The sequence below is a fragment of the Streptomyces sp. JN8 genome (assembly GCF_055808075.1).
The window spans coordinates 1,938,996-1,962,116 of the sequence record NZ_CM147852.1 but is presented as its reverse complement, the minus strand read 5'-3'; the positions used below and the strand labels follow the sequence as shown (position 1 = coordinate 1,962,116).

The window sequence follows — 23,121 nt, the reverse complement described above, 5'->3', positions numbered from 1 at the left end:
GCTGTGGCTGCGGCGACGGCTGTGGCTGTGATGCTCGGCGCGTTCACGAGCGAGGGCCCCGGTGGCGCCTCCGGAGGGACCCGTCCGGCACGCCGCCGCGATCGCGACGGGGGCGTCCGTCCGGCGGCGGGGCCTGGCGGGGGGACGGAGTGAGGCCCGGTGCCGGACACGGGGGATCGCCGGCACCGGGCCTCAGTTGAATATTCTACGAGACGTGGAGGAGTGGTCTGCACCACCTGCCCTCCGCCCGGGCCGGCGCCCGGACCCGCCACCGACCGGCCCGCCACCACGGGCGAACAGCGGGCGTACGGGGTAGAAGTCGTCTGAGGCGCGGATGCGGCCGGGCGGGGTTCCCCCGCCCCTCGCCCGCCTCCGCCGTGGCGACGAGGAGGTGGCCGTGGAAGGCAGGAGCAAAGGGTTCGTGCATTCCTTCAACCGTGCCGGCGGGTACGGCTTCGTCGTCCCGTTGAACTCCGAGGAGCAGGTCTGGTTCAGTGCCGAGGACATCGAGGGCGAGGTCCGCGCCCTCTCCGAGGGGCAGCAGGTCTCCTTCGTCCTGGTCCTCGGCGACGGCCGCTTCGAGGCGAAGGAGCTGCGCATCTGACGGCGGCGCGCCCGCGCCGTCGGTCCGGCGGTCGTGGGCCGGATGCGGAGGGGCCGCGCACGGCGTCGAGGTCCGTGGCGTCGGTCCGGGCGGAGGTGGAGGGGCCGCGCGTCCGACGGCCACGCCCGTGCCGTCGGTCCGGCCGCCCGGCTGCCTACGATGGGCCCATGTCTGAGCGCCTGGATCCCGCGGCCGCCGCCGTGTCGCGGCCGCACGAGCGGACGCCGGGAGCGCTCGAACTCTCCGCGGCGGCGGAGGTGTTCGGGCTGCTCTCCGACCCCACCCGGCTGCACCTGGTCTGGCTGCTCACCCGGGGCGAGGCCGACGTGACCGCGCTCACCGAGGCCTGCGGGGCCGCGCGCCCGGCCGTGAGCCAGCACCTGGCCAAGCTGCGCCTCGCCGGGCTCGTCCAGTCGCGCAAGGACGGGCGCCGGGTCGTGTACGCCATGCCGGACGGCCATCTGAAGCGCCTGGTGGTCGAGGCGATCAGCCGCGCCGACCACCAGGTCAGCGGCGAGCCCTGGCACGACTGATCCTCCCCCGCCCCCCTCTCGCGTCGACATGTGCGCAACCATGCACATGTCGGCTACCGTGGTGACGTCCGCAGTCCGCCGTGGCCGACCGGGGGCGTCCTCATGCCGTCCGTGCTGCGCAACACCGTCTACCGCCGCCTGTTCGGCGCACAGGTCGTCGCCCTCACCGGCACCGGCCTGGCGACCGTGGCCCTGTCCCTCCTCGCGTACGACCTCGCCGGCGCGAACGCCACCGCCGTCCTCGGCACCGCGCTCGCGATCAAGATGGCCGCGTACGTGCTCCTCGCCCCGCTGGTCGGCGCCCTCGCCGACCGCGTGCCCCCGCGGGCGCTGCTCGTCTCCATGGACCTGGCGCGCGCGGCGGTCGTGCTCGCCCTGCCCTTCGTCAGCCGGGTCTGGCAGGTGTACGTCCTGATCCTGCTGCTCCAGGCCGCCTCCGCCGCCTTCACGCCCGCCTTCCAGGCGACGATCCCGCGGGTGCTGCCCGACGAGCGCGCGTACACCGAGGCCCTCTCGCTGGCCCGGCTCGCCCAGGACCTGGAGAGCCTGGCCAGTCCGGTGCTCGCGGCCGCGCTGCTGACCGCCCTCCCGTACGGCTGGCTCTTCGCCGGCACCGCCGTGGGGTTCCTCGGCTCCGCCCTCCTGGTCCGCACGACCGCCCTGCCCGGCCCGGAACCGCGGCGGGCGCCCGGTGGGGGCGTCGAGCACCGCCCCGGTCCGTGCGCCCGGGCGGCCGCCGGGATCCGGCTCGTCCTCGCGGCCCCGCGCCTGAAGGCCCTCCTCTGGCTCGACCTCGCCGTCGCGGCGGCCGGGGCCGTCGTCCTCGTCGAGACGGTGACCCTCGTCCGCGACACCCTGGGCCGCACCGCGGGCGACGTCCCGCTCGCCCTCGGCGCCTACGGCGCCGGCTCGATGGCGGTGGCCCTGCTCCTGCCGCGCGTCCTGGCCCGGGGCGACGACCGCGCGGTCATGACACGGGCCGCCTTCGCCCTCCCCGGGGCCCTGGCGCTGCTCGCCCTCGGCCTCGCGGTCCCGCCCGGAGCCTGGTCCTGGCCCGCCCTGCTCGCGGTCTGGCTGGTCACGGGCGCGGCCGGCTCGGCGGTGCTCACCCCCGGCGGCAGGGTGCTGCGCCGCGCGGTCCCGAGCGCCGATCTGCCCGCCGCCTTCGCGGCCCGCTTCTCCCTCTCGCACGCCTGCTGGCTGCTCACCTACCCGCTCGTCGGCGGGCTCGCCGCGACGGCAGGCCCCGCGGCCTCGGCGGCGGTCCTCGCCGCCGTGGCGCTCGCGGGGGCCGTGGGCGCCGCGCGCACATGGCCGCGCACGCCCCCCGTCCGGCCCCCGCGCGCCGCTACTCGCCCGGAGCCGGAGGCAGCGCGTCCATGAACGAACTCACCGAGAACACCGCGCGCCCCGGCCCGGCAGGGCCGTACCCGGGCGGAGCGGTCAGGCCGTACTCCTCCAGCGTCGCCGTGTACGCCTCCAGGAGCCGCAGGTGGTACTCCAGCGGCGCCCCGTCCGGATTCTCGCGGCCCAGCGGGGTCGTGGGCTCCGGGCACCAGGTGGTGAACCGGGGGGTGATCCCGCGCGACATGAAGAAGCGCAGGCCCTCCCGGGTGGAGGCGATCGCCTCGTCCACCGTGAGGAAGCCGGAGGGGCGGGCCATCTCGACGCCGGCGACGAAGTTGGGGATGACGTTGCGCGGCCCGAAGACCTCGGCGGAGTCCAGGATCCGGCGGTGCCACTCGTCCCGCCCGATGTAGCGCTCCTTGCCGGGGCAGTACAGCTCGAAGAGCCGGCGGTCCCACACCTCGTAGTTCGGGTGGTAGATCCGGATGCCGTAGTCGTGGAAGCGCTGCACGTCCTCCTTCGGCAGGGCCTGCGCGACGACCTTGCCGATCCAGCGGCCGGGGAAGCGCTCCTCGATCGCCCGCGCGTACTGCCCGTAGAAGTCCGCCTCGTCCTTCCCGCCCACCTGGGACGTGACCGCGCCGCCGGTGAGGGTGTAGGCGGTCGAGGTGCGGGCCGTGTCGTGCCGGTCGATGATCTCCAGGGCCTCCAGGACCTCGTCGACCGGCTTCACCCCGGTGTACGGGCGGCCCGCCGCCTTGTGCTGCCGCCAGTTGTGGTTGATGTCGCAGTACTGGCACTCCTCCTTGGCGCCGAAGTACTGGCAGACGCGGAAGACCGTCAGGTAGATCAGGTAGCCCCACTGGATGGTGGGCGCGACCTCCATCACCGACTTCCCGTTGGTCAGCGGGTGCCGGTAGTACTCCGGCATCGGCGGCAGCCCGACGTCGGCGATCCTGACCCCGTCGAGGAACAGCGCGAGCGCCCCGTCGGCGTCCGGCGCCACCCGGTAGGGCGACGACGGGTTGACCCGTACGGACACGACCGTGCGGCGGAGCCCGTACGGTCCGCCCGTGAGCACGATCTCCTCCGGCGGCCGGTTCAGCGCCGCCTCCCCGAGCTCCGGCAGCGTCCGGTGGTCGAAGGAGAAGATGAAGTACGACTTCGGCTTCACCTCGCCCCCCTCGTTCCCGGACAGCGCGGACGGGTCGAAGGCGAGCCCGCCGCGCAGCAGGTCCTCCTTGAACACGGCCTCCGCCGGAACTCCGGGGAAGCGCTCCATCAGGGACTCGACGACGGCGGTACGGGTCGGGGCGGCGCTGGACAAGGCGGATCTCCAGGTGAGAGACGACGGAGCCGACACACCTCACGCTACGCGCGCCCGCCCCCGCCGCGTCGACCGGGACCCGCCGGGCCCCCGGTTCCCCCCCGGCCGGCGTCGCGCCCGTCCCGGTACCGGAGGAGGGCCGACGACCCGATCGGGGGAACGCCGACGGGCGGCGTCCTCCGGCCGGACCGGAGGACGCCGCCCGCGGGGCGGACCGCATCAGAGGCTGCGGGCGGTGATGTCGCCGTACGAGGTGGTGGCGTGGACGGTCAGTCCGGCCTGGCCGGCGTTCTGGAGCGCGTTGTGCACGCGGCCGTAGCTCGTGCCGGCGTCCAGGACGGCGGAGACGCCGCGGGCGGCGCCGACCGTGATGTCACCGGCCGCCGTGCGCAGGACGACCGTGCCGCCCTTCGCCTCGGCGATCCGGAGGTCGCCCTTCTGGGTGCTGATCTCGGCCGAGCCGCCGAGACGGCCGACCGTGATGTCGCCGGCGAGCAGGCTGAGCCGGGCGCTCGCGGCCTCGTCGAGCTTGACCGGGCCCTGCGCGCCCTCGAAGACCACGTCGCCGAGTCGCCCGACGCCGCGGAGCTCGGCGGCGGCCGTCCTGGCCTCGACGCGGGAGCCGGCCGGGAGCTGGACGGTGACCTCGACGGAGCCGGAGTCGCCCAGGATCCGGTTCCTGGCGGAGGCGGCGGCGATCCGCAGGACGCCGTCGGCGAACTCCACCGAGACCTGGTCGACCGCCTTCACGTCGGCGCCCTTGGCGGGGTTCGCGGGGCGGACGTCGACGGTGGCGTCGGCACGGTCGGCGGCGATCAGCTGGATGCGGCCGGCGGGGATGTCGAGGACGGCGGTGACGGCGGCGGTGGTGGCGAACGTCCGCATGGTGCTTCTCCTTCGGTCCGGTGCGCCGCCCTGGTGGCGACTCGTTGTTTCCGATGAGTGAAAAGCTACGTTGCGTTCACGATGCTGGCAACAGTTTCGTTGCGCATGGATATGGAAACCCCAGGTCAAGATGGATTATTCATTGCAATGGAGCTGCGCTTAACGCAACACGGGTGGCCCTGCTCGTTGCAATGGACTGCGAGTGAACGCTAGGGTGTGGCTCCCCGATCCATGAAGGAGGCCCGATGCCGGGAGGCAGGCTCACCCAGCAGGAACGTCAGCAGATCGCGCTGGGACTGGCCGACGGCCTCGCCTACGCCGAGATCGCCCGGCGCCTCGACCGCCCCACGTCGACGGTCACCCGAGAGGTCATGCGGAACGGTGGCCCCACCGGCTACCGCTCCGACCTCGCCCACCGGGCCACCGGGCACCGGGCGCGGCGCAAGCAGGCCGTGCCGCGCGACCCGCGGGCACCCGTCACGGCCCACGGCCGGGACGCCGAGGCGGTGCGCGCGTACGAGGAGGTCTTCACGACCGTCCTCATACAGTCGGGGACGCCCAGGATGATGGCCCGGGTGATGGCCTGCCTCTGCCTCACCGACTCGGGCAGCCTCACCGCCGCCGAGCTCGCCCAGCACCTCCAGGTCAGCCCGGCGTCCGTCTCCAAGGCGATCGCCTTCCTCGACGGCCAGGGGCTCGTCCGCCGCGAGCGCGACGAGCGGCGCCGCGAGCGCTACGTCGTCGACGACGACATCTGGTATCAGTCGATGATGGCGAGCGCCCGCGCCACCCTGCACATCGTCGAGACCGCACGGCAGGGCGTCGGCGTCCTCGGCTCCGGCACACCGGCCGGCGACCGCCTCGAAGGGATCGCCCGCTTCCTCGAGTTCGTCTCCGAGAGCACCGCCCGCGCCGCGGAGCAGGCCCGCGCGATCCTCTCGACGAGATCCGAGGGCGCGACCGCCGCGGACGCGACCGCCCCGGAGGCGACCACCTCGGGTACGGACGCCTCGGAGGGGAGCACCTAGGGTACGTCCGTCCCGGAGGCCGCCATCTCGGGTACGGCCGCTGTGGAGGCGGCCGCCCCGGGAGCGGCCGCCCCGGATGCCGACCCGCCCGCGGCGACGGGCGCCGGGGCGGTCTGAGCGCGGCGGAGGCGGCGACGGCGGCCCGCGCCGTCCGCCGCTCCCGGTCGGCGGCCGCCCGAGGTGCCGCGGGCCCCCGGTCTGGCTACGCTGCGCACGGAGGGCCCGGAGCGGTTCCGTCCGGGCGACCGGGGGAGCCCCGCCCGCTCGCCGCAGAGGCCGCACGAAGCGAGGAGCCCGATGACGATCCCCGCGACCCCCATGGACACCGTCACCCTGGAACGGCACATCGCCGCCGGCCCCGAGACCGTCTTCGGCCTCTTCGTCGACCGGGCGAAGTGGCTGTCGTGGATGGGGGTCGACGGGACGTTCGACTTCGAGCCGGGAGGTTCCTACCGCACCCGGGTCACCGGGCAGGACGTCGCCGCCGGCCGCTTCATCACCGTCGACCCGCCCCGCCGGATCGTGTTCAGCTGGGGCTGGGAGACGGGCGCCGTGCCCGCCCCGCCGAGCTCCGAACCCGTCCCGCCGGGCACCAGCACCGTCGAGATCACCCTCGAACCCGCCCCGGAGGGCACCCTCCTCCACCTCATCCACAGCGGCCTGCCCTCCTCGGAGGCCTGCGAGGCGCACGCGGAGGGCTGGCAGCACTACGTCGACCGGCTCGCGATCCGGGCCGAGGGCGGTGACCCGGGCCCGGACGCCTGGACGCGGGGCGAGCCGGGGAGCGGCCCCCGCGCCCCGCGGGACCGCTGAACCACCGCCCCCGGCGACCACGCCCGTCCGGCGCGTGCCGTGCCGGTCAGGCACTCACCGGCAGCGCGGCCCGGCCCTGGGCCGCGGCGCCGAGCTCGCGGACCTCGTGGAGACCGAGCCGCAGATACGCCGCGAGGTCCGCCCGCGGCGCCTTGCGGACGAGTTGGCGGATCGCCTGCATGGCCTCCCAGGCCGAGGTGTGCGCCAGGGAAGCGCCCCAGGCGTCGCCGAGACCGTCCGACAGATACGCGCTGAAACCGAGCTGAGGAGCCCCCGCCCTGCGCCGCTCCTCCTCGTCCGCGTCCAGAGCCCGTACGAAGAATCGTTCCGCCTCCTCCTGGGGAAGAGCGGCGCGGATGATGCGCAGATACGGCGCCACCAGCGACGCGACCTCGGGGCACTCCCCACCGGGAACGACCTGGTCGTCGGGAACGGGAGCGGCGACGTGTGAACGGGTCTCAGTCATGCACCTATCGATACGTCATCTCATCTCAGGAACGTCCGTGGCGCGCCCACGCACGACACCGGTTCGCCCCACGGAGGCAGGCCCGCCCCGGCGCGGCACCTGCCGGGGTCCGGCACCGCCCCGGCGCGGCACCTTCCCGCCACGGCACCCGCCCCACCCCGGTGCCCGACCGGGCCGGTCAGGACAGGCCCGGTCAGGACCGCGACCGGCCGACCGCCGACGCGCCGCCCGCCGTCAGGCGCTCGTCAGGACCACGAGCTGCCGGGTCGCGCGGGTCATCGCCACATAGCGGTCGACCGCCCCCGCGATCCCCGTGCCGTACGCCTCCGGGTCGACGAGGACCACCAGGTCGAACTCCAGGCCCTTCGACAGGCTCGGCGTGAGCGACCGCACGCGCGGCCTCGGCCGGAACCGGGGAGCGCCGATGACGCACGCCGTCCCGTCGTCGTGGGCGTCGAGCCACTCGTCGACGACCGACTCCAGCTCCGCCACCGTGCCGTGGACGACGGGGACGCCGCTGCTGCGGACCGAGGTCGGCACGTTCGCGTCCGGCAGGGCCGCCCTGATCGCCGGCTCGGCCTCCGCCATGACCTCCTCCGGCGTCCGGTAGTTGATGCTCAGCGACGCCACGGTGATCCGGTCGAGCCCGACCCGCTCGAGACGCTCCTGCCACGACTCCGTGAAGCCCTCCCGCGCCTGGGCGCGGTCCCCGACGACGGTGAAGCTGCGGGACGGGCAGCGCAGCAGCAGCATCTGCCACTCCGCGTCCGTCAGTTCCTGCGCCTCGTCCACCACGATGTGCGCGAACGGACCGGCGAGCAGGTCCGGTTCCGTGCCGGGCAGCGCGGCCTCGTCGACCAGGCTGTCCTTCAGGTCCTGCCCGCGCAGCATCGTCACCGCGCCCTCCCCGTCGACGTCCGCCGCGAGGACGTCGGCGATGACGTCGGCCATCCGCGCGCGCTCCGCCGCCACGGTGGCCCGGCGCCGCCGCTCGCGCCGTGCCGCCTGCGGGTCGCCGAGCCGGTGCCGCGCCGCGTCCAGGAGGGGCAGGTCGGACACCGTCCAGGCCTGCGCGTCCGCCCGGCGCAGCGCCCGGACCTCGTCGGCGTCGAGCCACGGCGCGCACTTCCGCAGGTAGGCGGGGACCGACCACAGGTCGCCGACCAGATCGGCCGCCTCGATCAGCGGCCACGCGCCGTGCAGTGCCCCGGCCACCTCCTCGTCCTGCCGCAGGGCCCGCCGGAACGCGTCCTCCGGTACGTCGTCGCCGAGCTTGCCCAGGAGGATCGAGCCCAGCTCCTCCCAGATCTGCTCGCGCGCCTCGTTGTGCGGGGTCCCCGCCTCCGGCGCGTCGAACGCCTCGGCCCAGTCGCCCGCGGTCAGCCGGACGTCGGCCCAGTCGGTCGAGACCGTCATCCCGTGGGCGGGCGGCTCCTCGTAGAACCGCACGGCCGCCTCGATCGCCCGCACCATGCCGACGGACGACTTCAGCCGGGCCGCCTCGGGATCGCGCTCGGCCGCGGCCGTGGCGCCCTCGGCGACGAGGTCCCGCACGGTGCAGGTCTGCACGCCCTCCTCGCCGAGGCTGGGGAGGACGTCCGAGACGTACGCCAGGTACGGCTGGTGGGGGCCCACGAAGAGGACGCCGCCGCGGCGGTGCCCGAGGCGCGGGTCGGCGTACAGCAGGTGCGCGGAGCGGTGCAGCGCCACGACGGTCTTCCCCGTGCCCGGGCCGCCGTCGACGACCAGGGTGCCGCGCGAGCCCGCCCGGATGACGGCGTCCTGGTCGGCCTGGATCGTGGAGAGCACGTCGCGCATCCGGGGCGAACGGCTGCCGCCCAGGCCGGCGATGAACGCCGACTGGTCGTCGAGCGCCGCGTGCCCCTCCAGGCCGTCGGCGGTGAACACCTCGTCCCAGTAGTCGCCGATCCGGCCGTCGTGCCAGCGGTACCTGCGGCGGCTCGCCAGCCCCATCGGTGCGGCGTGGGTGGCCGCGAAGAACGGCTCCGCCGCGGGCGAGCGCCAGTCGACGAGGAGCCGCCGGCCGGAGCCGTCGGTGAGGCCGAGACGCCCGATGTACACGGGCTCCGCACCGACGCCGTCCACGGGCGAGGGGTCGGCGGGGTCCGCCGTGCCGACGATCCGCCCGAGGCACAGGTCGAGCCCGAAGCGGCGCAGGGTCCGCAGGCGGCCCGTCAGCCGGTGGACCTCCGCGTCGCGGTCCATCGCCTCCCGGCCCACCCCGCCCGGCGCCCTGCGCACGGCGTCGAGCCGGTCGGAGAGCTCGGCGACGGTCTCGTCGAGGCACCGCGCGACGGCCGCGAAGTGCGCCTCGTCGCCGGCGATCAGCGCCGGGTCGGACTTGGCGGAGAGGCGGTCGGGAAGGTCGAAGGCACTGGCGCCGCGGGACTGGTCCATCGACGAAAGCACACGCACGAGGTGAGTCTCATTTCTGCAGGTCCGTGACTGAGGAGTGCGATTGTGCGGTACGGCGGGGGCCTTGCCGCAAGCCCCCCTCTGCGCTATAAGTTGTAGGTGGCGAGAGGTGGGTTCCCCCTCTTGCCCTTCTTCTTTCGCCCCTCCGCAGGTGGAATGGGGCCATGGCAGACACGGCTTCCCGCACCCGCCCCGCCGCGCGTCCCCGTCCTCCCGGTGCCGAGGAGGCCGCGACCGACCTGATCGTCGTCGGCGGCGGTCCGGCGGGCTGCGCGGCCGTCCGCACGGCGGCGGGCGTGGGCCTGCGCACCATCCTGATCGAGCCCGACGCGCTCTGCGGCACCCTGCACCGGATCCCCGCCCTGGACAACGTCCTCGGCGGCTGGACCGGCGGACCGGAGCTCGCCGCCTCCGTCGCCGCGGAGATCGCGGGGGCGCGGCTCTGCCGCCTCGAACTGGGCAGCCGCGTCACGGAGGTCCACGCCGACGACGACCGCGTCACCGTGACCGTCGCTCCCGCGTCCGCCGCACCCGAACCGCACGGGGCGCCGGCCCCGCACCGGGAGCCCGGCGGGCGGACGTTCACGGCCCCGTACGCCGTCATCGCGACCGGCGTCGTCCCACTCGGGCCCGGCGACGTCCCCTGGATCACCGCCCCGGCCGGCCCGCCGCCGCCCCCGCTGCGCGGGACCGACGCGACGGCCCGAACGATCCTCGTCCTGGGCGGCGACCGGCCCGTCGGCACCTTCCTCCGCGCCCACCCGGACGCCCGGACCCGCCTCCTCGTCGCGTACCCGCCGCCGGACGCGTACAAGACCGACGAGGTCCGCGACGACCCGCGCGTCACGCTCCTCCCCGTCGAGCACGTCACGCTGACCCGGAACGGCCCGGACGGGGTGACGGCGGAGCTGACGTGCCGCGGCGGGGAGCGCCGCACGGTCACGGCGGACGCCGTCCGCACCAGCATCGGGAGCGCGCCCCGGCCCCCCGGCGGAGCCCTCCTCCGGGCCGCGGACGGATACTGCCCGCCGGCCGACCAGCACCCCCCCGTGCTCGTGGCCGGAGACCTGCGCGCCGCCCGCTACCAGCGGATCATGACCGCCATGGGATCGGGCGGCGAGGCGGCGCTGCGCGCGTACTACGCCTCGCTCGCCCCGCCGTCCCCGTGACGCCCCGCTCGCCCCGCGGCCCTAGCGCGGGGAGACCGAGCCGTCGTAGACGTGGTCCGGGGTGATCACCGAGGTGATCGCGCGGGCGAGCAGGGTGGACGGCTCCTGGCCCCCCACCTGGGAGTCGGTGGTGAGCATCAGGACCATGGTCGCCTTCTCCGAGGGCAGGTACACCGTCACGGTCTCGTAGCCGGGAATGGATCCGTTGTGCCCGATCCAGCCGTTGGCGTCGAAGATCCCGAGGCCGTAGCTCAGGCCGGGGAAGCCGGTGGGCCGCATCGTGAGGCGCTGCGCCTGCGTCCCGGGGCTCAGCAGTTCACCGGTGGCGAGGACCGGGGCCCAGCGCCGCAGGTCGTGCAGGTCGGAGATCATCGCGCCGGCCGCCCACGCCCAGCTGGGGTTCCAGTCGGTGGCGTCCGCGGTCTCCCCGTCGAGCGTCTGGTCGGTGTAGCCGCGGGCGTGCGGCTCGGGGAACTCGGCGCCCTCGGGGAGGAGCGTGTGCCGCAGGCGCGCCGGGCGGAGCACCCGCCGCTCGATGACGTCGGCGAGCCGCTGACCGGTCACCTTCTCGATCACGAGGCCGAGGAGGACCAGGTTGGTGTTGGAGTACTGGAACTGCGCGCCGGGCTTGAAGGTGTTCTTGTGCTTGAAGCCGTACGCGAGCGACTCCTGCGGGGTGAACGAGCGCTGCTGGTCGCTCAGCAGGTCGTGGGCGAAGTCCGCGTCCGCGGTGTACGGGAAGAGACCGCTGCGCATCCCCGCGAGCTGGCGCAGCGTGATCCGGCGGCCGTCGGGGACGCCGCGGACGTACCGGGCGATGGGGTCGTCGAGACCGACGCGGCCCTCGTCGACGAGCTGGAGCAGCGCGGTGACCGTGAAGGTCTTCGTCTCGCTGCCGATCCGCACGAAGGAGTCGGCGAACATCGGCCGGCCCGTGGCCTTGTCGGCGACCCCCGCGGCGTGGACGTAACTCCCCTTGCCCGGCATCCAGACGCCGACCACGACACCGGGGATGCCGGCCTGCTCGCGGACCTCCGCGATCGTCCGGTCGAGCCGGGCGGTCAGCTCGGGCCCCAGTCCGCCGGGCGGGCAGTCCTCGCCGTGCCGGTCGGCGACGGCCGCGGCGGCGACGGTCGTGGCGGGAGCCGCCGCCACCGGCGCGAGCACGGAGGCCACGAGGACCGTCGCGGCGAACAATCGGCGAAAGGGGGTACGGCGCATCTCGGCAGACCTCTTCCAGGGGCGTGGTCAGGGACGGCCACATCACCACCGCCGCCCCGGCACGACGGGCGCCCGCCCGTCCGCCGCCCGCCGAGTCCACTCGTTCGGCGCCACCGGGGTCACCGGGGCGGCCCTGGGCGCCCGGGACCACGCCGACCGGGCACCGGCCCGGGCGTCCCGCGCACCCGTCCGAGGCCGCGCGCCCCCGGGGATCCGCGCCCGTGTCGCCCCGCCCGCGCCGCCCCGCGAGACGCGGCTGGGGCCCGGCGCGGACGCTCCGGCCCGCCCGGCGCCGGGGGAACTCTCCGACAGGCCCGGATTCTCGGGGAATTCCGTCCCGGGGACGGGCCCGGGCCTGGCACGCTTGCCGACGTGAGTTACGTCGTAACAGTGGAAGCGCGCCTGCCCGACGACGCCGACGAGTTGGACGCGCTGCAGCAGGTCGGCGCGTCCGCGCTCCTGGAGCAGGGCTTCGACGCGGTGGAGGGGATCGAGGGCCCTGACGGGATCGAGGTCGACGTCCTGGAGGCCCTCGTCGCCGTCCACCCGCGAGGGGCGGTCGTCAAGGTGTTCGTCCACGCCCCGACGCTGGAGACCGCGGAGGACGCGGTGGGCTCCGTCGCCGCGGAGGTCCTCGAACGCTCCGAACTCCTCGCCGACTGGCTGGTGGAGAGCAGTGAGGTGCGGCTCCCGCTCGACCTGACCCGGGAGAGCCTGGAGGCCGCCGACGGCCCGGACGCACCGCCCAGCGACCTGCGGGTCCGCCGCGCCCGGCACACGGCCGGGGCGGACCCCGCCGGCTCCGCCCCCTCCCTCGACCTCACGGGCCCCGGCTCCGACCCCGCCGCGGCGGCGGACGGGGACGACGACGACCGGGACCGGGCCGATCTGGACGCCCAGCTCCGCGCCCTGGCCCCGCGCCTGGCGTCCTTCGGGGCCCGCTCCTTCGGCGAACCCGGCTCCGCGGAACGGGAGATCCCGGCCCCCGGCTCCGGTGAGCGGGAGATCCCGGCCCCCGGCTCCCCGGATCGGGCCGGGCTCCCGGACGGCGGACGGAGGGCCGGATTCGGCTCGCCGGCCGCCGAACTGGCGGCCGGAGCACTGGTGTACGCCTCCGAGGTCCTCATAGACGAGCTCTACGACGACGTCCGGACCCTCGCCGACGAGGAGACCACCGTCGCGGAGTGCCGGGCCGAACTGTGGCACCTCGCCCGTCTGCCGTCGCGCTTCGGCCTGGCGTACGACGAACTCTTCGCGCGCCGCTTCCTCGTCACCGCCATAGCCCTCACCACCCGTTTCACCGACGGGAGTTTCCGCCGGCTCGGCTGCCTCGCGGAGGAGCTCGCCCTGAACCTCCTGCTCCAGCAGGCGCGTTCCACCCTCGACCTGTACGGGCTCCTCGGCGAGGAGGTGGCGGAGTCCCTGGACCGCTTCGCCCACGAGGTCTCCGAGGACATGGACCTCGCGTCCCTCTACGACGACGAGGAGGAGGACGGCGCCGACGGGCACCCCGCCGCCCCCGGCGCCACCGCGTCGGTGATCGGCACCTGGTTCACCCCGTTCGACGCCGAGCGGTACGTGCACCCGTACGCCGTCGACGAGGAGGCCGGCCGGCTGGGCCCCCAGGACTGACACCCTCCTCGGCGCCGGGCTCCGGTCCGCTCACTCGATGGTGTGAACCCCCGGTGCGGGCGTCCGCGCGCGCAGGCGTGCGCCCCGGCGGCCGGGGCGGGAACGGGGCCCCCGCGCACGCCCGGATGGTGCCGGCCGCGTCCCTAGACTTCCCGCACATGTCGCTCTGGCTGCTCAACCACTTCAGCACCTTCACCCTGTCCGTGGTCACGGTCGGGACCACCGTCCTCGTGGCGGTGGCCGGCAGCGTGCTGCTGCGCCGCAGGCACCCGTCGCTGGCCGACGGCGAACACAACGACATGGTCGGTGTCACCCTGGGCATGTTCGGCGCGATCTACGGGATCATCCTCGCCTTCGTCATCGTGACCCTCTGGACGCAGCTGGAGAGCACGCAGACCATCGTGGCCTCCGAGGCCACCGACGTCGCGCTCATCGCCCGCGACGCCACCGCCTTCCCGCCCCCGGCCGAGCAGGAACTGCCGCCGCTGCTCCAGGTCCTCGCCTTCGGCGGCTCCGCCGTCCTGATCCCGCTGACCTTCCTCTACGGCATGCGCAGGCTCCGGATCCAGCTCCTGTTCGTCGCGTCCGTCGCCGCCCTCGTCGGTTTCAGCCTGCTCCTGGTCTTCGTCCTGGACCGCCCGTTCGCCGGGGAGCTCAGCGTGAGTCCGGCGCCGTACAAGGAGGGGGCCCTGGATCGCTACTGGTAGCCGCCGGCGTGGCCGCCCCCGGCACCGTCGCGGCCACCGGCTCCACCGGCTTCCTCGGCTCCGTCGGTTCCCTCGGTGTGCAGGACGCGGAAGCGTCCGGGCGCCGCCGGGTCCCGGTCGACGACCTGGACGGGCGGCCACGCCCACTGCCGGACGCCGATGCCCGGGACGCGGGAGAAGCGGATCCGTCCGCGGGTGCCCTCGGTGTCCACGGACGGCCAGGACCGCGCGACGGCGTCCCGGTCCGTGCCGTGCGCGCGCAGCACGTCGGCGAGGACGGCGACGCTGTCGTAGCCCTCGAAGGCGACGAAGGAGGGTGCCTCGCCCAGCCGTTCGCGCAGGTCCGCCGCGACGCGGGTGCCGAGCGTCCCGAGCCGCCCGGGCAGGTAGCGGAGGAACGGGACGGCGGCGCCGTCGTCCCCGAGGAGAGCCGCCCAGCCCGCGAACTCCGGCTGGCCGGCGGGCGCGCCGACCAGCATTCCGGCGAGGCGCCGGTCGCGGCGGACGGCCCGGACGAGCGGCACGGCCGGCTCCGGGTGCCCGACCAGCAGGAGCAGCGCGGTGGCGCCGTCGTCCGCGAGGGCGTCGCAGACCGCGGCGGGCGGCAGCGCGCCCGCGTCGAGCCGGACGACGGTGCCGCCGCGCGCGGCGAGGTGGTCCCGCAGGATGCCCGTCCCGGCCGCCCAGTAGACGCTGTCCTGGGCGGCGACGGCGACCCTGCGGTGTCCGGCGGCCAGCAGGAAGTCCCCGTAGATCCGCCAGCCGTGGGACTGCGCCGGGGCGAGGCGGGCGACCCGGTCCGCCGGGCCGTCGGTCAGCGCGTCGAGGACGGCCGACGAGCAGAGGTACGGCAGGCCGAGCGCGTCGGCCCGCGCGGCGGCGGAGCGGGCGACGACGCTGTGGTACTCCCCGGTCAGGGCGGCCACCCCGAGGGCGGACAGCTCCTCCACGGCGGCCTCGGCCCGCCGCGGATCGGCGGCCGTGTCCCGGACGACGAGTTCGAGCGGCCGGCCGACGCCCGGCCCGGACCCGTCGGCCCCTCCGGGCCTGTCGGTGCGGATCCCGCCGGCGTCGTTGACGTCGCGTACCGCCAGTTCGAGACCGGCGAGCAGGTGCCGCCCCGCCTCGACCCAGCCGGGCGGGGACAGCGGGACCAGAGCGCCGATCCGTACGGGCGGGGGGCCGTTCTGCGCCGTGCCGGGCGCCGGGGATGCCGTCATGGCGGCCATTGCACCCAGCCGCGCGGCGGGGAGCAAGCGAATATGCGAGCCGGGGCGGATCAGGGCGCGAGCGGTCGGCGCGGGACGCCGAGACGGGCGTGGAGAGCGGCTCGGGGAAGCGTCGAGACGGCGTGCGGGGAGGGGGAGACCGATGCGGGGGAGGCTCGCGGGACGCGTCGAGACCCTCGTGCGGGAGGCGTCGAGAGGGGCCTGCGGGAGTCGCCGGTAGGGTGACCGATCATGACCGTCGCTCGTTCCCTCGCCCTGTTCGTGGTCGCCGCCCTCTTCGAGATCGGCGGTGCGTGGCTCGTCTGGCAGGGCATCCGCGAGCACAAGGGGTGGATCTGGATCGGCGCCGGGGTCGTGGCCCTCGGCCTGTACGGCGTGGTCGCCACGCTCCAGTCCGACGCCGACTTCGGGCGGGTGCTCGCCGCGTACGGCGGGATCTTCGTGGCCGGGTCGATCGCCTGGGCGATGGTCGCGGACGGCTACCGACCGGACCGCTACGACGTCGTCGGCGCCCTGGTCTGCCTCGCCGGGATGGCCGTCATCATGTACGCGCCGCGCGGCAGCTGACCGCCCGGCGCCCGTACGACGGGAGGCGGGCCGCCCCGGTCGCGGCGGCGGCCGGAGGGCCGCCCCCGGCCGCCGCCGTCCCGGTCACAGCGGCACGATCGTCGCCTCGGTCGCCTTCACGCTCGTCCAGACGGACACTCCCTCGGCGAGGCCGAGTTCGGCGGCCGCCTGCGGCGTGATCTCGGCGACGAGGTCGGGGGCCCGGTCGGAGGTCACCAGGACCCGGAGCCGGCTGCCGCTCGCGACGATCTCGCGCACGGAGCCCGGCCAGACGTTGCGGGGGCTGCCCGCGGGCTTCTCGCGGTGCACGGACACCGCCTCGGGGGCGACGATCGCCAGCGCGGGCGTGCCCGGCGGCGGCGGGTCGGTCGCGACCAGGGCGCCGCCGCCCTCCAGCGCGAGTCCCTCCGGGGTGGCCGTGCCGGGCCACGCGTTGCGGCCGAGCATGCGGGCGACCCACGGGGACCGGGGATGCCGGGTGACCTCGGCGGGTGCCGCGTCCTGGAGGGCCCTGCCCTCGTCCAGGACCAGGACGCGGTCGGCGAGCGAGACCGCCTCGACCGGGTCGTGGGTGACGATCAGGCAGACGCCGCCGAACTCGCCGAGATGGGTGCGCAGGGTGTGCCGTACATGGGCGCGGGTGGTCTGGTCGAGCGCGGCGAGCGGCTCGTCGAGCACGAGCAGCCGGGTCCTGGCGGCCAGCGCCCGGGCCAGGGCGACGCGCTGGGCCTGCCCGCCGGACAGCTGGGTGGGGCGGCGGTGGGCGAGGGGGCCGACCCCGAGCCGGTCGAGCCAGATCCGGGCCGCGCGCCGGGCCTCGGCCCGCGGGACGCCCTGGGCGCGGAGCCCGTACGCCGTGTTGGCGAGGGCGCTCAGGTGCGGGAACAGCGCGCCGTCCTGCGGGACCCAGGCCACGTGCCGGCGGTGCGGGGGCAGGGCGGTGACGTCCTCGTCGCCGAGTCGCAGGTCGGCGTGGGCCCGGGGGGTGAGGCCGAGGAGGGCGCGGAGCAGGGTGGTCTTGCCGGCGCCGTTCGGGCCGACGACCGCGATGGTGGTGCCCGGGTCGGCGTCCAGCGTGAGCCGGGTGAAGCCGGTGACCTCGGCGTGCAGCGCCCAGCGTTCGGCCTCCGCGGCGGCGGGCGCCGGCAGGTCCCGCGGTACCGGAACCGCCGCCGGTTCCTCGGGGCCCGCCTCCGGAGCGGGGCGGGGGCGACGGTCCGAGGGGGTCCCGGTCCAGCGGCCGCGGAGGGCGATCAGCACCCCCATGGCGATGGCGAGGAGCAGGAGCGAGACGGAGGTGGCCGCCTCGGGCTCCTCCTGGAGCAGGAGGTAGACCTGGAGCGGCAGCGTCTGCGTCGTCCCGGGCAGGTTCCCGGCGAAGGTGATCGTGGCGCCGAACTCGCCCAGCGCCCGCGCCCAGGTGAGGGCAGCGCCGGCGACCAGGCCGGGCGCGACCATCGGCAGCGTCACGGTGAAGAAGACCCGTACCGGCGAGGCGCCGAGGGAGGCCGCCGTCTCCTCGTACCGCGGCCGCAGTCCGCCGAGGGCGCCCTCCAGGCTGATGACGAGGAACGGCATCGCGACGAAGGTGGCCGCGACGACGGCCCCCGAGGTGTGGAACGGGAGGGTGATCCCGAAGGTGCGGTCGAGCCACGGCCCGAGGAGCCCGCGCCGGCCGAAGGCGAGCAGCAGGGCCACACCGCCGACCGTCGGCGGCAGCACCATCGGCAGCAGGACGAGGGAGCGCACGAGGGCCTTGCCGGGGAACGGCACGCGGGCCAGCAGCCAGGCGAGCGGCACCCCGAGGAGCAGGGAGAGCCCCAGCGCCCAGAACGACACGAGCAGGGAGAGCTTCAGCGCCTGCACGGTGCCGGGGGAGCGCAGGTGGTCGACGAGCTCGCTCCACTCCGTCCGGACGAGGATGCCGAGCAGCGGCAGGGTCAGGAACGCCACGGCCAGGAGCGCGGGCACCGCCAGCGCGAGGGGCGGCCGGGTGCCGGACGCTCGTGCGGCTCGTTTCATCGATGACACCCCGCGGAGAAGAGGAAGAAGGGCCGCCCGTCCCCCCGGAGCGGGCGACCCCGGTGATCTGTGGCGCCGGCGGCGGTACGTACGGGCGGGGCCGGCCGTGATGAGGCGGTACGGCGCCGCAGGGCGCCGGCCGGTGCGCTCGGCCGCGGGCCGGCCCGGGATCAGGTGCGGTCGATGTGCACGCTGGTCGACTTCACCCGGGCGGTGGCCTGCATGCCGACCTCGAGTCCCAGCTCCTCCACGGCCTCGCGGGTGAGGAGGGAGACCAGGCGGTGCGGCCCGGCCTGGATGGTGACCTGGGCCGCGATGTCGCCGAGCTTGATCCCGGTGACGATCCCCGGGAACGCGTTGCGCGCCGAGGTGTACGACGGGTCGTCGTCGTCATCGCCCTGCGCGATCTCCACGGAGAACTCCGCGAGCGACTTCCCGTCGATCACGCGGCGGCCGCTCTCGTCGCGGTGGGTCGCCACCCTGCCCGCGTCCGCCCAGCGCCGTGCGGTGTCCGGGCTGACGCCCAGCAGACGGGCGGCCTGCCCGATGGTGTAGGACTGCATGTGCGACACCGTAGGTCGTGCCTCTTCTCATCTGCAACAACGTCGTCGGTCCCTCCATCGTGAATGCGAGGCGCCTTGGAGGATGCGACGACGGCACGTGGGCGCGCACCGGGCCCGGAGCCCGTCCCGCGATGCCCTAGGCCGTCTCTTCCGGATCTTGCCTGACCCGCGCCGCCCGGCACCGCACCTCGCCGCGTGGTCGAGGCACCCGGGTACGTCCCGTACGCGGGTACCTCTCCGCCTCGCGAGGCACGGCACCGGACGACGCGGGCTTGACCGGCACGATCCGAAAGAGACGGCCTAGGCCCCGGGGAGCCGGGCGCAGGTGCGGCAGGCGCGGGCCGAGGCGGCCACCCTGGCGTGGAGGGCGATGACGACCGCGCCCGCGGCGACGCAGAGCGGCCGGCTCGCGGCGAGGGCCGAGGCGAAGGCCAGGGTGAGGGCGCTGACGGCGAGGGCCGCAGCGGTGGCGGTGCCGGTCCAGGCCACCACCAGGGGGAGCCGGTCCGGGGTGGGGAGCCGGCGGGCGAGCGCGCCGGTCGCGAGGAGCGCTGCCGCGCCCACCAGTGCGGCGGCCGCCGCGAGGCCGCTGAGGTGGGCGACCAGCACCTCGACCGCGCCCGGGGGCCGGTGACCGGACGAGCCGTTCCAGGCGCTCACCAGGTACCAGCAGACGAGCAGCAGCGGGGCGACCAGCAGCACCGTGCGGGCGGTGTGCCGGGCCTGCGCGACGGTCAGCTCCTGCTGGAAGCCCGGAGCGAGCTCGGCCACGCTGCCGAACTCGCGCACCGCCTCGCGCGCGGCGCGCTCACCGGTCTCCCGCGGCCCCTCCGTCCGACCGTGCGGGCGCTCCTCCGAGAGGTCCCGCGCGGCGTCGACGAGGCCCTCGCGCAACTCGTGCAGCAGACGGGCCTTGACCCGGGCGGGTCCGTGCAGCGCCGCCGCGAGCTCGGCGACGTGGGCCTCGATGGGAGCGGCCGCGAGCGTGGTCGGCGGCGTCATCAGGCGTGCTGCGGGCCGGTGCCGGGGGCCGGATTCAGGACGGCGCCGATGGCGGTCGTGAACTCCTGCCACACCGAGCGCTCCTCGGCGAGACTGCGACGACCGGCGTCGGTCAGCTCGTAGCAACGACGACGCCGCTCACCGTCGGCCTCCCAGACACTCCGCAGCAGCCCGAGCCGCTCCAACTTGTTGAGGGCGGGATAGATGGTGCCCTTGCGCAGTTCGAGAACCCCGTTGCTGCGCTCCTGAACCGCGGTGATCACCGCGTACCCGTGCAGCGGCCCGGATTCGAGCACGGACAACAGGAGCCCGTCGAGGTGTCCGCGTACCGCACTCGCCTTCATGGTCAGGCAGCCTACCCAAGCGCGACCCTGCCGTGCTACTTATAGGTCGACAGCCAACCTATTGGCTGGCGATCCATACCGGGCGGCCTTCGACGTCGTCCGGGTACGGGAGTGCCGGCCGGTCGAGAAGGGCACCCCGGTGACCAAGTTCCTGCTCTCCGTGCACGTCCTGGCCGCGATCCTGGCGATCGGGCCGATCACGGTCGCGGCCTCGATGTTCCCCCGCTTCGTCCGGACGCCGGACGCCGACGGCGACGGTCCGCCGGGGCAGAACCTCCGTACCGCCGGACTCCTGCACCGGGTCTGCCGCGGGTACACCGTCCTCGGCGTCGCCGTTCCGGTCTTCGGCGTCGCCACCGGCGCCCGGCTCGGTGTCCTCACCGATGCGTGGCTGCTCGCCTCCATCGCCCTCACCGCCGCCGCCGCGGCCCTGCTCCTCCTCGTGATCCTGCCGGGCCAGCAGCGCCTGCTCCCCCCGCCCGCGGCGGCGGTGGCGGTGGCCGGCGACGGTGCCGCGGAATCCCGCCGGGCCGGTGCCGCGCGGCTCGCGATGGTCACCGGGGTCTTCAACCTGCTGTGGGCGGTCGTCGTCGTGCTGATGATCGTGCGCCCCGGCTCCACGACGGGAGCCTGAGCGCCGTGCGCACCCTGCCGACGCTCCGCCTGGCCGCCGCCGTCGAGGCGTTCTCCCTGGCGCTGCTCCTGGGCAACCTCCTGACCGTGCACACCGGGTGGGTCACCTCGCTGGGCGGCCCGACGCACGGCACGGCCTACCTGGTCACCGTCCTCGCCGTTCGGCTCACCCCGGGCCCCGCCGCCCGGCGGGCCCGCCCGCTCGCCCTCGTCCCCGGCATCGGCGGGCTGCTCGCCCTGCGCCGCCTCCGCGCGGGACGGCCCCCGGCGCCGGCCGGGTGAGCCCCGGTCCGCGACCGCCCGAACGGGACCGTGACATCCTCATGGGAAGGGCGCGTGCCCAGGCGCCGTGGCGGCGTCTCCCGGCCCCCCGAGCGCGTCCCGGGCGCGGGTGCGGAAGGTGCGGCGGTAGGTGTCCGGCGGGACACCGACCGTCCGGGCGAAGTGGCGGCGCAGGGTGGTGGCGGTGCCCATGCCCGTCGCCGTCGCGATCGTGTCGACGGTGTCGTCGGTGGTCTCCAGCAACTCCTGCGCATACCTGATGCGTTGGGTCAGCAGCCACTGCAACGGCGTGGTGCCGGTGACCGCCCTGAAGTGGCGCCCCAGATGCCGCGAGCTCATCCCGGCCCGACGGGCGAGGTCCTCCACGGTGAGCGGCCGGTCCAGCCGCTCCAGCACCCAAGGGAACAGCGCGGCCAGCGGATGGCTGCCCGGAGCGGGTACGGGCGTGGTCACGAACTGCGCCTGGCCCCCGTCCCGGTGCGGAGGCACGACCAGGCGCCGGGCGACGGTGTTGGCGACCGCCGCACCGTGGTCGAGGCGCACCAGGTGCAGGCAGAGGTCCATGGCGGCCGCCTTGCCCGCGGAGGTGAGGACGCTGCCGCCGTCCACGTAGAGGACGTCGGGATCCACCGTGATCCGGGGGTGGCGCCCGGTCAGCACGTCGGTGTGCGCCCAGTGGGTGGTCGCGCGCCGTCCGTCCAGGAGGCCGGCGGCGGCGAGCACGAAGGCGCCCGTGCACAGGGAGGCCACCCGGGCCCCGGCCTCGTGGGCCGCCCGCAGGGCGTCGACCAGCTCGGCCGGGGGATCCCGGTCGACGTCGGCCCAGCCGGGGACGATCACCGTGTCGGCCCGTACGAGGTGGTCGAGTCCCCGGTCGGGCTCCAGCAGGAAGCGGCCGACCCGGACGGGACCCGGACCGCAGAGGGCGAAGTCGTACCAGGGATCGACGAGATGGGTCAGGTCCGAGCCGAAGACCTCGACCGCCAGGGACAGTTCGAAGTGCAGCATGCCGTCGGTGAGGGCCAGCGCCACAGTGGTCACGTCCGGAAGTGTACGGGTCGCGTCGTTCCGGACACTCGCGCGGGCGGATCCCGCGCGCCAGGATCGTTCCGACGGAGCGCGGCGCCCCACCCGGGGTCGCCGCGGAGCACTCGGCGTGGAGGAGCGGTCTCATGGGATCGGGTCGGCAGGTGGCGGTCTTCGGTGCGTACGGACACACCGGCAGGTTCGTGGTGGCGGAGCTGGTGGAGCGGGGCTTCGTCCCCGTGCTGTCCGGCCGCGACGCCGGCCGGCTGGAGGAACTGGCCGACGTGACCGGTCTGGAGGCCCGGCCGGCGACGGTGGACGACCCGGACGCGCTGGACCGCGCGCTGGCCGGCACGGCCGCCGTCGTCAACTGCGCCGGGCCCTTCGCCTCGACGACCGCCCCCGTGATCGAGGCCGCCCTGCGGGCCGGGATCCCGTACCTCGACGTGGCCGCCGAACTGGAGGCCAACATCGACACCTTCGCCCACTTCGCCGACCGGGCGCGGGAGGCGGGCGCCGTCGTCGTCCCCGCGATGGCCTTCTTCGGCGGCCTCGGCGACCTGCTCGCCACCGCAGCCATGGGCGACTGGAAGGAGGCAGACGAGGTGCACATCGCGTACGGCCTGAGCAGCTGGCACCCCACCGCGGGGACGCGGCTGTCGGGGGCCGTCTCGCGGGAGCGGCGCGGCGAGGGGCGTCTGCGCTACACCGGCGGTCGGTGGGAGCACCGTGTCGACGCCCCGCCCACCCTGACCTGGGACTTTCCGCAGCCGCTGGGTCCCCGGCCGGTGATCGGGGAGTTCACGATGGCCGATGCGGTGACCGTCCCCAGCCATCTGTCGGTGCCGGAGGTCACGACCTACATGACGGCCGACGCCGTCCGGGACATCGCGGACCCCGGCACCCCGGCGCCGACCGCCGCCGACGGCAGCGGACGGTCCGACCAGACCTTCCTCGTCGACGCGGTGGTGCGGCGCGGCGGTGTCGAACGGCGGGCGGTGGCCCACGGCCAGGACATCTACGCCGTCACCGCCCCCCTGGTCGTCGAAGCCCTCGTCCGCGTCCTCGCCGGCCGCACCCGTACCACCGGTGTCGCCGCCGCGGGCGAGATCTTCGACGCCCCCGACTTCCTCCGCGCCCTCGCGCCGCACGTCACCCTCGCACCGCACGTCACCCTCGCACCGCAGCCGTAGCGCCCGGCTCCGGGCTCCGGGCCTGTGCGGGGCAGGATCCGGGGACGCGACGTCAGGAGGGCGTCAGGGGAGGGACGGGCGGCGCCAAGATC

The 23,121-nt window shown here is 75.3% G+C and carries 23 protein-coding genes; 12 read left to right on the top strand and 11 right to left on the bottom strand.

The window, feature by feature from the left end; translation table 11 throughout:
* Positions 1-421 precede the first annotated feature (421 nt).
* The 3 genes from ACY0MR_RS08505 (at position 422) to ACY0MR_RS08495 (ending at position 2,520) form a co-directional block, all read left to right on the top strand.
* Positions 422-604 (top strand): cold-shock protein, encoded by a 183-nt coding sequence (locus tag ACY0MR_RS08505; protein ID WP_361859090.1) that lies wholly within the window; start codon positions 422-424, stop codon positions 602-604.
* A 167-nt stretch (positions 605-771) separates the two neighbouring features.
* The gene (locus ACY0MR_RS08500; RefSeq protein WP_361859093.1) at positions 772-1,137 is read left to right on the top strand and encodes an ArsR/SmtB family transcription factor; all 366 of its coding nucleotides are present in this window, start codon (positions 772-774) and stop codon (positions 1,135-1,137) included.
* 102 nt (positions 1,138-1,239) lie between these two features.
* Positions 1,240-2,520 carry an MFS transporter gene (locus tag ACY0MR_RS08495; RefSeq protein WP_473560080.1) on the top strand — a complete coding sequence of 427 codons (1,281 nt, stop codon included), beginning with the start codon at positions 1,240-1,242 and terminating at the stop codon, positions 2,518-2,520.
* Here ACY0MR_RS08495 and ACY0MR_RS08490 read toward each other — a convergent pair.
* Both ACY0MR_RS08490 and ACY0MR_RS08485 read right to left on the bottom strand, forming a co-directional pair.
* A complete protein-coding gene (locus ACY0MR_RS08490; RefSeq protein WP_388807141.1) occupies positions 2,486-3,766 on the bottom strand; it encodes a radical SAM protein in 1,281 nt (426 codons plus the stop codon). The two genes, ACY0MR_RS08495 and ACY0MR_RS08490, sit on opposite strands and share 35 nt — an antisense overlap.
* A gap of 264 nt (positions 3,767-4,030) precedes the next feature.
* Positions 4,031-4,696: a DUF4097 family beta strand repeat-containing protein gene (locus ACY0MR_RS08485; protein ID WP_473560078.1), complete on the bottom strand. Its 666-nt coding sequence runs from the start codon at positions 4,694-4,696 to the stop codon at positions 4,031-4,033.
* A 245-nt stretch (positions 4,697-4,941) separates the two neighbouring features.
* Between ACY0MR_RS08485 and ACY0MR_RS08480 the strand changes: the two genes are divergently transcribed.
* Positions 4,942-5,724: a GbsR/MarR family transcriptional regulator gene (locus ACY0MR_RS08480; protein WP_392868145.1), complete on the top strand. Its 783-nt coding sequence runs from the start codon at positions 4,942-4,944 to the stop codon at positions 5,722-5,724.
* A gap of 297 nt (positions 5,725-6,021) precedes the next feature.
* Entirely contained in the window at positions 6,022-6,537 is a 516-nt protein-coding gene (locus ACY0MR_RS08475) for an SRPBCC family protein (RefSeq protein ID WP_473560075.1), read from the top strand.
* A 46-nt stretch (positions 6,538-6,583) separates the two neighbouring features.
* Here ACY0MR_RS08475 and ACY0MR_RS08470 read toward each other — a convergent pair whose 3' ends face one another.
* A complete protein-coding gene (locus tag ACY0MR_RS08470; protein ID WP_392868150.1) occupies positions 6,584-7,003 on the bottom strand; it encodes a hypothetical protein in 420 nt (139 codons plus the stop codon).
* A 234-nt stretch (positions 7,004-7,237) separates the two neighbouring features.
* Positions 7,238-9,421 (bottom strand): RNA polymerase recycling motor ATPase HelR, encoded by a 2,184-nt coding sequence (gene helR / locus ACY0MR_RS08465; RefSeq protein ID WP_473561743.1) that lies wholly within the window; start codon positions 9,419-9,421, stop codon positions 7,238-7,240.
* Between the two features lie 182 nt (positions 9,422-9,603).
* Between helR and ACY0MR_RS08460 the strand changes: the two genes are divergently transcribed.
* Positions 9,604-10,608, top strand: a complete 1,005-nt coding sequence (locus ACY0MR_RS08460) for an FAD-dependent oxidoreductase (RefSeq protein WP_473560073.1) — start codon at positions 9,604-9,606, stop codon at positions 10,606-10,608.
* A 21-nt stretch (positions 10,609-10,629) separates the two neighbouring features.
* On the opposite strand, the gene ACY0MR_RS08455 is transcribed toward ACY0MR_RS08460, so the two are convergent.
* Positions 10,630-11,829: a serine hydrolase domain-containing protein gene (locus ACY0MR_RS08455; protein ID WP_473560071.1), complete on the bottom strand. Its 1,200-nt coding sequence runs from the start codon at positions 11,827-11,829 to the stop codon at positions 10,630-10,632.
* Between the two features lie 372 nt (positions 11,830-12,201).
* On the opposite strand from ACY0MR_RS08455, the gene ACY0MR_RS08450 reads away from it, so the two are divergent.
* On the top strand, positions 12,202-13,461 hold the full coding sequence (locus tag ACY0MR_RS08450; protein WP_473560069.1) for a hypothetical protein: 1,260 nt from the start codon (positions 12,202-12,204) through the stop codon (positions 13,459-13,461).
* 158 nt (positions 13,462-13,619) lie between these two features.
* The gene (locus ACY0MR_RS08445) at positions 13,620-14,168 is read left to right on the top strand and encodes a bestrophin-like domain (protein WP_473560067.1); all 549 of its coding nucleotides are present in this window, start codon (positions 13,620-13,622) and stop codon (positions 14,166-14,168) included.
* Here the strand turns inward: ACY0MR_RS08445 and ACY0MR_RS08440 are convergent.
* On the bottom strand, positions 14,159-15,388 hold the full coding sequence (locus ACY0MR_RS08440) for an ABC transporter substrate-binding protein (RefSeq protein WP_473560065.1): 1,230 nt from the start codon (positions 15,386-15,388) through the stop codon (positions 14,159-14,161). The two genes, ACY0MR_RS08445 and ACY0MR_RS08440, sit on opposite strands and share 10 nt — an antisense overlap.
* A 240-nt stretch (positions 15,389-15,628) precedes the next feature.
* Between ACY0MR_RS08440 and ACY0MR_RS08435 the strand changes: the two genes are divergently transcribed.
* The gene (locus ACY0MR_RS08435; protein WP_388807020.1) at positions 15,629-15,964 is read left to right on the top strand and encodes a YnfA family protein; all 336 of its coding nucleotides are present in this window, start codon (positions 15,629-15,631) and stop codon (positions 15,962-15,964) included.
* A gap of 84 nt (positions 15,965-16,048) precedes the next feature.
* On the opposite strand, the gene ACY0MR_RS08430 is transcribed toward ACY0MR_RS08435, so the two are convergent.
* From ACY0MR_RS08430 to ACY0MR_RS08415, 4 genes are all read right to left on the bottom strand, one after another.
* The gene (locus ACY0MR_RS08430) at positions 16,049-17,986 is read right to left on the bottom strand and encodes an ABC transporter permease (RefSeq protein WP_473560063.1); all 1,938 of its coding nucleotides are present in this window, start codon (positions 17,984-17,986) and stop codon (positions 16,049-16,051) included.
* Between the two features lie 170 nt (positions 17,987-18,156).
* A complete protein-coding gene (locus ACY0MR_RS08425; RefSeq protein ID WP_341624929.1) occupies positions 18,157-18,549 on the bottom strand; it encodes a TOBE domain-containing protein in 393 nt (130 codons plus the stop codon).
* 300 nt (positions 18,550-18,849) lie between these two features.
* Positions 18,850-19,551 (bottom strand): hypothetical protein, encoded by a 702-nt coding sequence (locus ACY0MR_RS08420; protein WP_473560060.1) that lies wholly within the window; start codon positions 19,549-19,551, stop codon positions 18,850-18,852.
* Positions 19,551-19,895, bottom strand: coding sequence for a PadR family transcriptional regulator (locus ACY0MR_RS08415; RefSeq protein ID WP_388807026.1), 345 nt, complete (start codon positions 19,893-19,895; stop codon positions 19,551-19,553). The genes ACY0MR_RS08420 and ACY0MR_RS08415 overlap by 1 nt, the downstream gene beginning before the upstream one ends.
* Before the next feature lie 139 nt (positions 19,896-20,034).
* On the opposite strand from ACY0MR_RS08415, the gene ACY0MR_RS08410 reads away from it, so the two are divergent.
* Positions 20,035-20,529, top strand: coding sequence for a hypothetical protein (locus ACY0MR_RS08410; RefSeq protein ID WP_473561741.1), 495 nt, complete (start codon positions 20,035-20,037; stop codon positions 20,527-20,529).
* Between the two features lie 5 nt (positions 20,530-20,534).
* Positions 20,535-20,810 (top strand): hypothetical protein, encoded by a 276-nt coding sequence (locus ACY0MR_RS08405; RefSeq protein ID WP_392868177.1) that lies wholly within the window; start codon positions 20,535-20,537, stop codon positions 20,808-20,810.
* A gap of 39 nt (positions 20,811-20,849) precedes the next feature.
* On the opposite strand, the gene ACY0MR_RS08400 is transcribed toward ACY0MR_RS08405, so the two are convergent.
* Positions 20,850-21,851, bottom strand: coding sequence for a helix-turn-helix domain-containing protein (locus ACY0MR_RS08400; protein WP_473560058.1), 1,002 nt, complete (start codon positions 21,849-21,851; stop codon positions 20,850-20,852).
* A gap of 131 nt (positions 21,852-21,982) precedes the next feature.
* Between ACY0MR_RS08400 and ACY0MR_RS08395 the strand changes: the two genes are divergently transcribed.
* On the top strand, positions 21,983-23,029 hold the full coding sequence (locus ACY0MR_RS08395) for a saccharopine dehydrogenase family protein (protein WP_473560056.1): 1,047 nt from the start codon (positions 21,983-21,985) through the stop codon (positions 23,027-23,029).
* Positions 23,030-23,121: the final 92 nt, after the last annotated feature.

Coding starts and splice junctions, on each gene's coding strand:
- ACY0MR_RS08500 (WP_361859093.1), top strand. CDS start 772: ATGTCTGAGCGCCTGGATCCCGCGGCCGCCGCCGTGTCGCGGCCGCAC.
- ACY0MR_RS08495 (WP_473560080.1), top strand. CDS start 1,240: ATGCCGTCCGTGCTGCGCAACACCGTCTACCGCCGCCTGTTCGGCGCA.
- ACY0MR_RS08490 (WP_388807141.1), bottom strand. CDS start 3,766: ATGGAGCGCTTCCCCGGAGTTCCGGCGGAGGCCGTGTTCAAGGAGGAC.
- ACY0MR_RS08485 (WP_473560078.1), bottom strand. CDS start 4,696: ATGCGGACGTTCGCCACCACCGCCGCCGTCACCGCCGTCCTCGACATC.
- ACY0MR_RS08480 (WP_392868145.1), top strand. CDS start 4,942: ATGCCGGGAGGCAGGCTCACCCAGCAGGAACGTCAGCAGATCGCGCTG.
- ACY0MR_RS08475 (WP_473560075.1), top strand. CDS start 6,022: ATGACGATCCCCGCGACCCCCATGGACACCGTCACCCTGGAACGGCAC.
- ACY0MR_RS08470 (WP_392868150.1), bottom strand. CDS start 7,003: ATGACTGAGACCCGTTCACACGTCGCCGCTCCCGTTCCCGACGACCAG.
- helR (WP_473561743.1), bottom strand. CDS start 9,421: ATGGACCAGTCCCGCGGCGCCAGTGCCTTCGACCTTCCCGACCGCCTC.
- ACY0MR_RS08460 (WP_473560073.1), top strand. CDS start 9,604: ATGGCAGACACGGCTTCCCGCACCCGCCCCGCCGCGCGTCCCCGTCCT.
- ACY0MR_RS08455 (WP_473560071.1), bottom strand. CDS start 11,829: ATGCGCCGTACCCCCTTTCGCCGATTGTTCGCCGCGACGGTCCTCGTG.
- ACY0MR_RS08445 (WP_473560067.1), top strand. CDS start 13,620: ATGTCGCTCTGGCTGCTCAACCACTTCAGCACCTTCACCCTGTCCGTG.
- ACY0MR_RS08440 (WP_473560065.1), bottom strand. CDS start 15,388: ATGACGGCATCCCCGGCGCCCGGCACGGCGCAGAACGGCCCCCCGCCC.
- ACY0MR_RS08435 (WP_388807020.1), top strand. CDS start 15,629: ATGACCGTCGCTCGTTCCCTCGCCCTGTTCGTGGTCGCCGCCCTCTTC.
- ACY0MR_RS08430 (WP_473560063.1), bottom strand. CDS start 17,986: ATGAAACGAGCCGCACGAGCGTCCGGCACCCGGCCGCCCCTCGCGCTG.
- ACY0MR_RS08425 (WP_341624929.1), bottom strand. CDS start 18,549: ATGCAGTCCTACACCATCGGGCAGGCCGCCCGTCTGCTGGGCGTCAGC.
- ACY0MR_RS08420 (WP_473560060.1), bottom strand. CDS start 19,551: ATGACGCCGCCGACCACGCTCGCGGCCGCTCCCATCGAGGCCCACGTC.
- ACY0MR_RS08415 (WP_388807026.1), bottom strand. CDS start 19,895: ATGAAGGCGAGTGCGGTACGCGGACACCTCGACGGGCTCCTGTTGTCC.
- ACY0MR_RS08395 (WP_473560056.1), top strand. CDS start 21,983: ATGGGATCGGGTCGGCAGGTGGCGGTCTTCGGTGCGTACGGACACACC.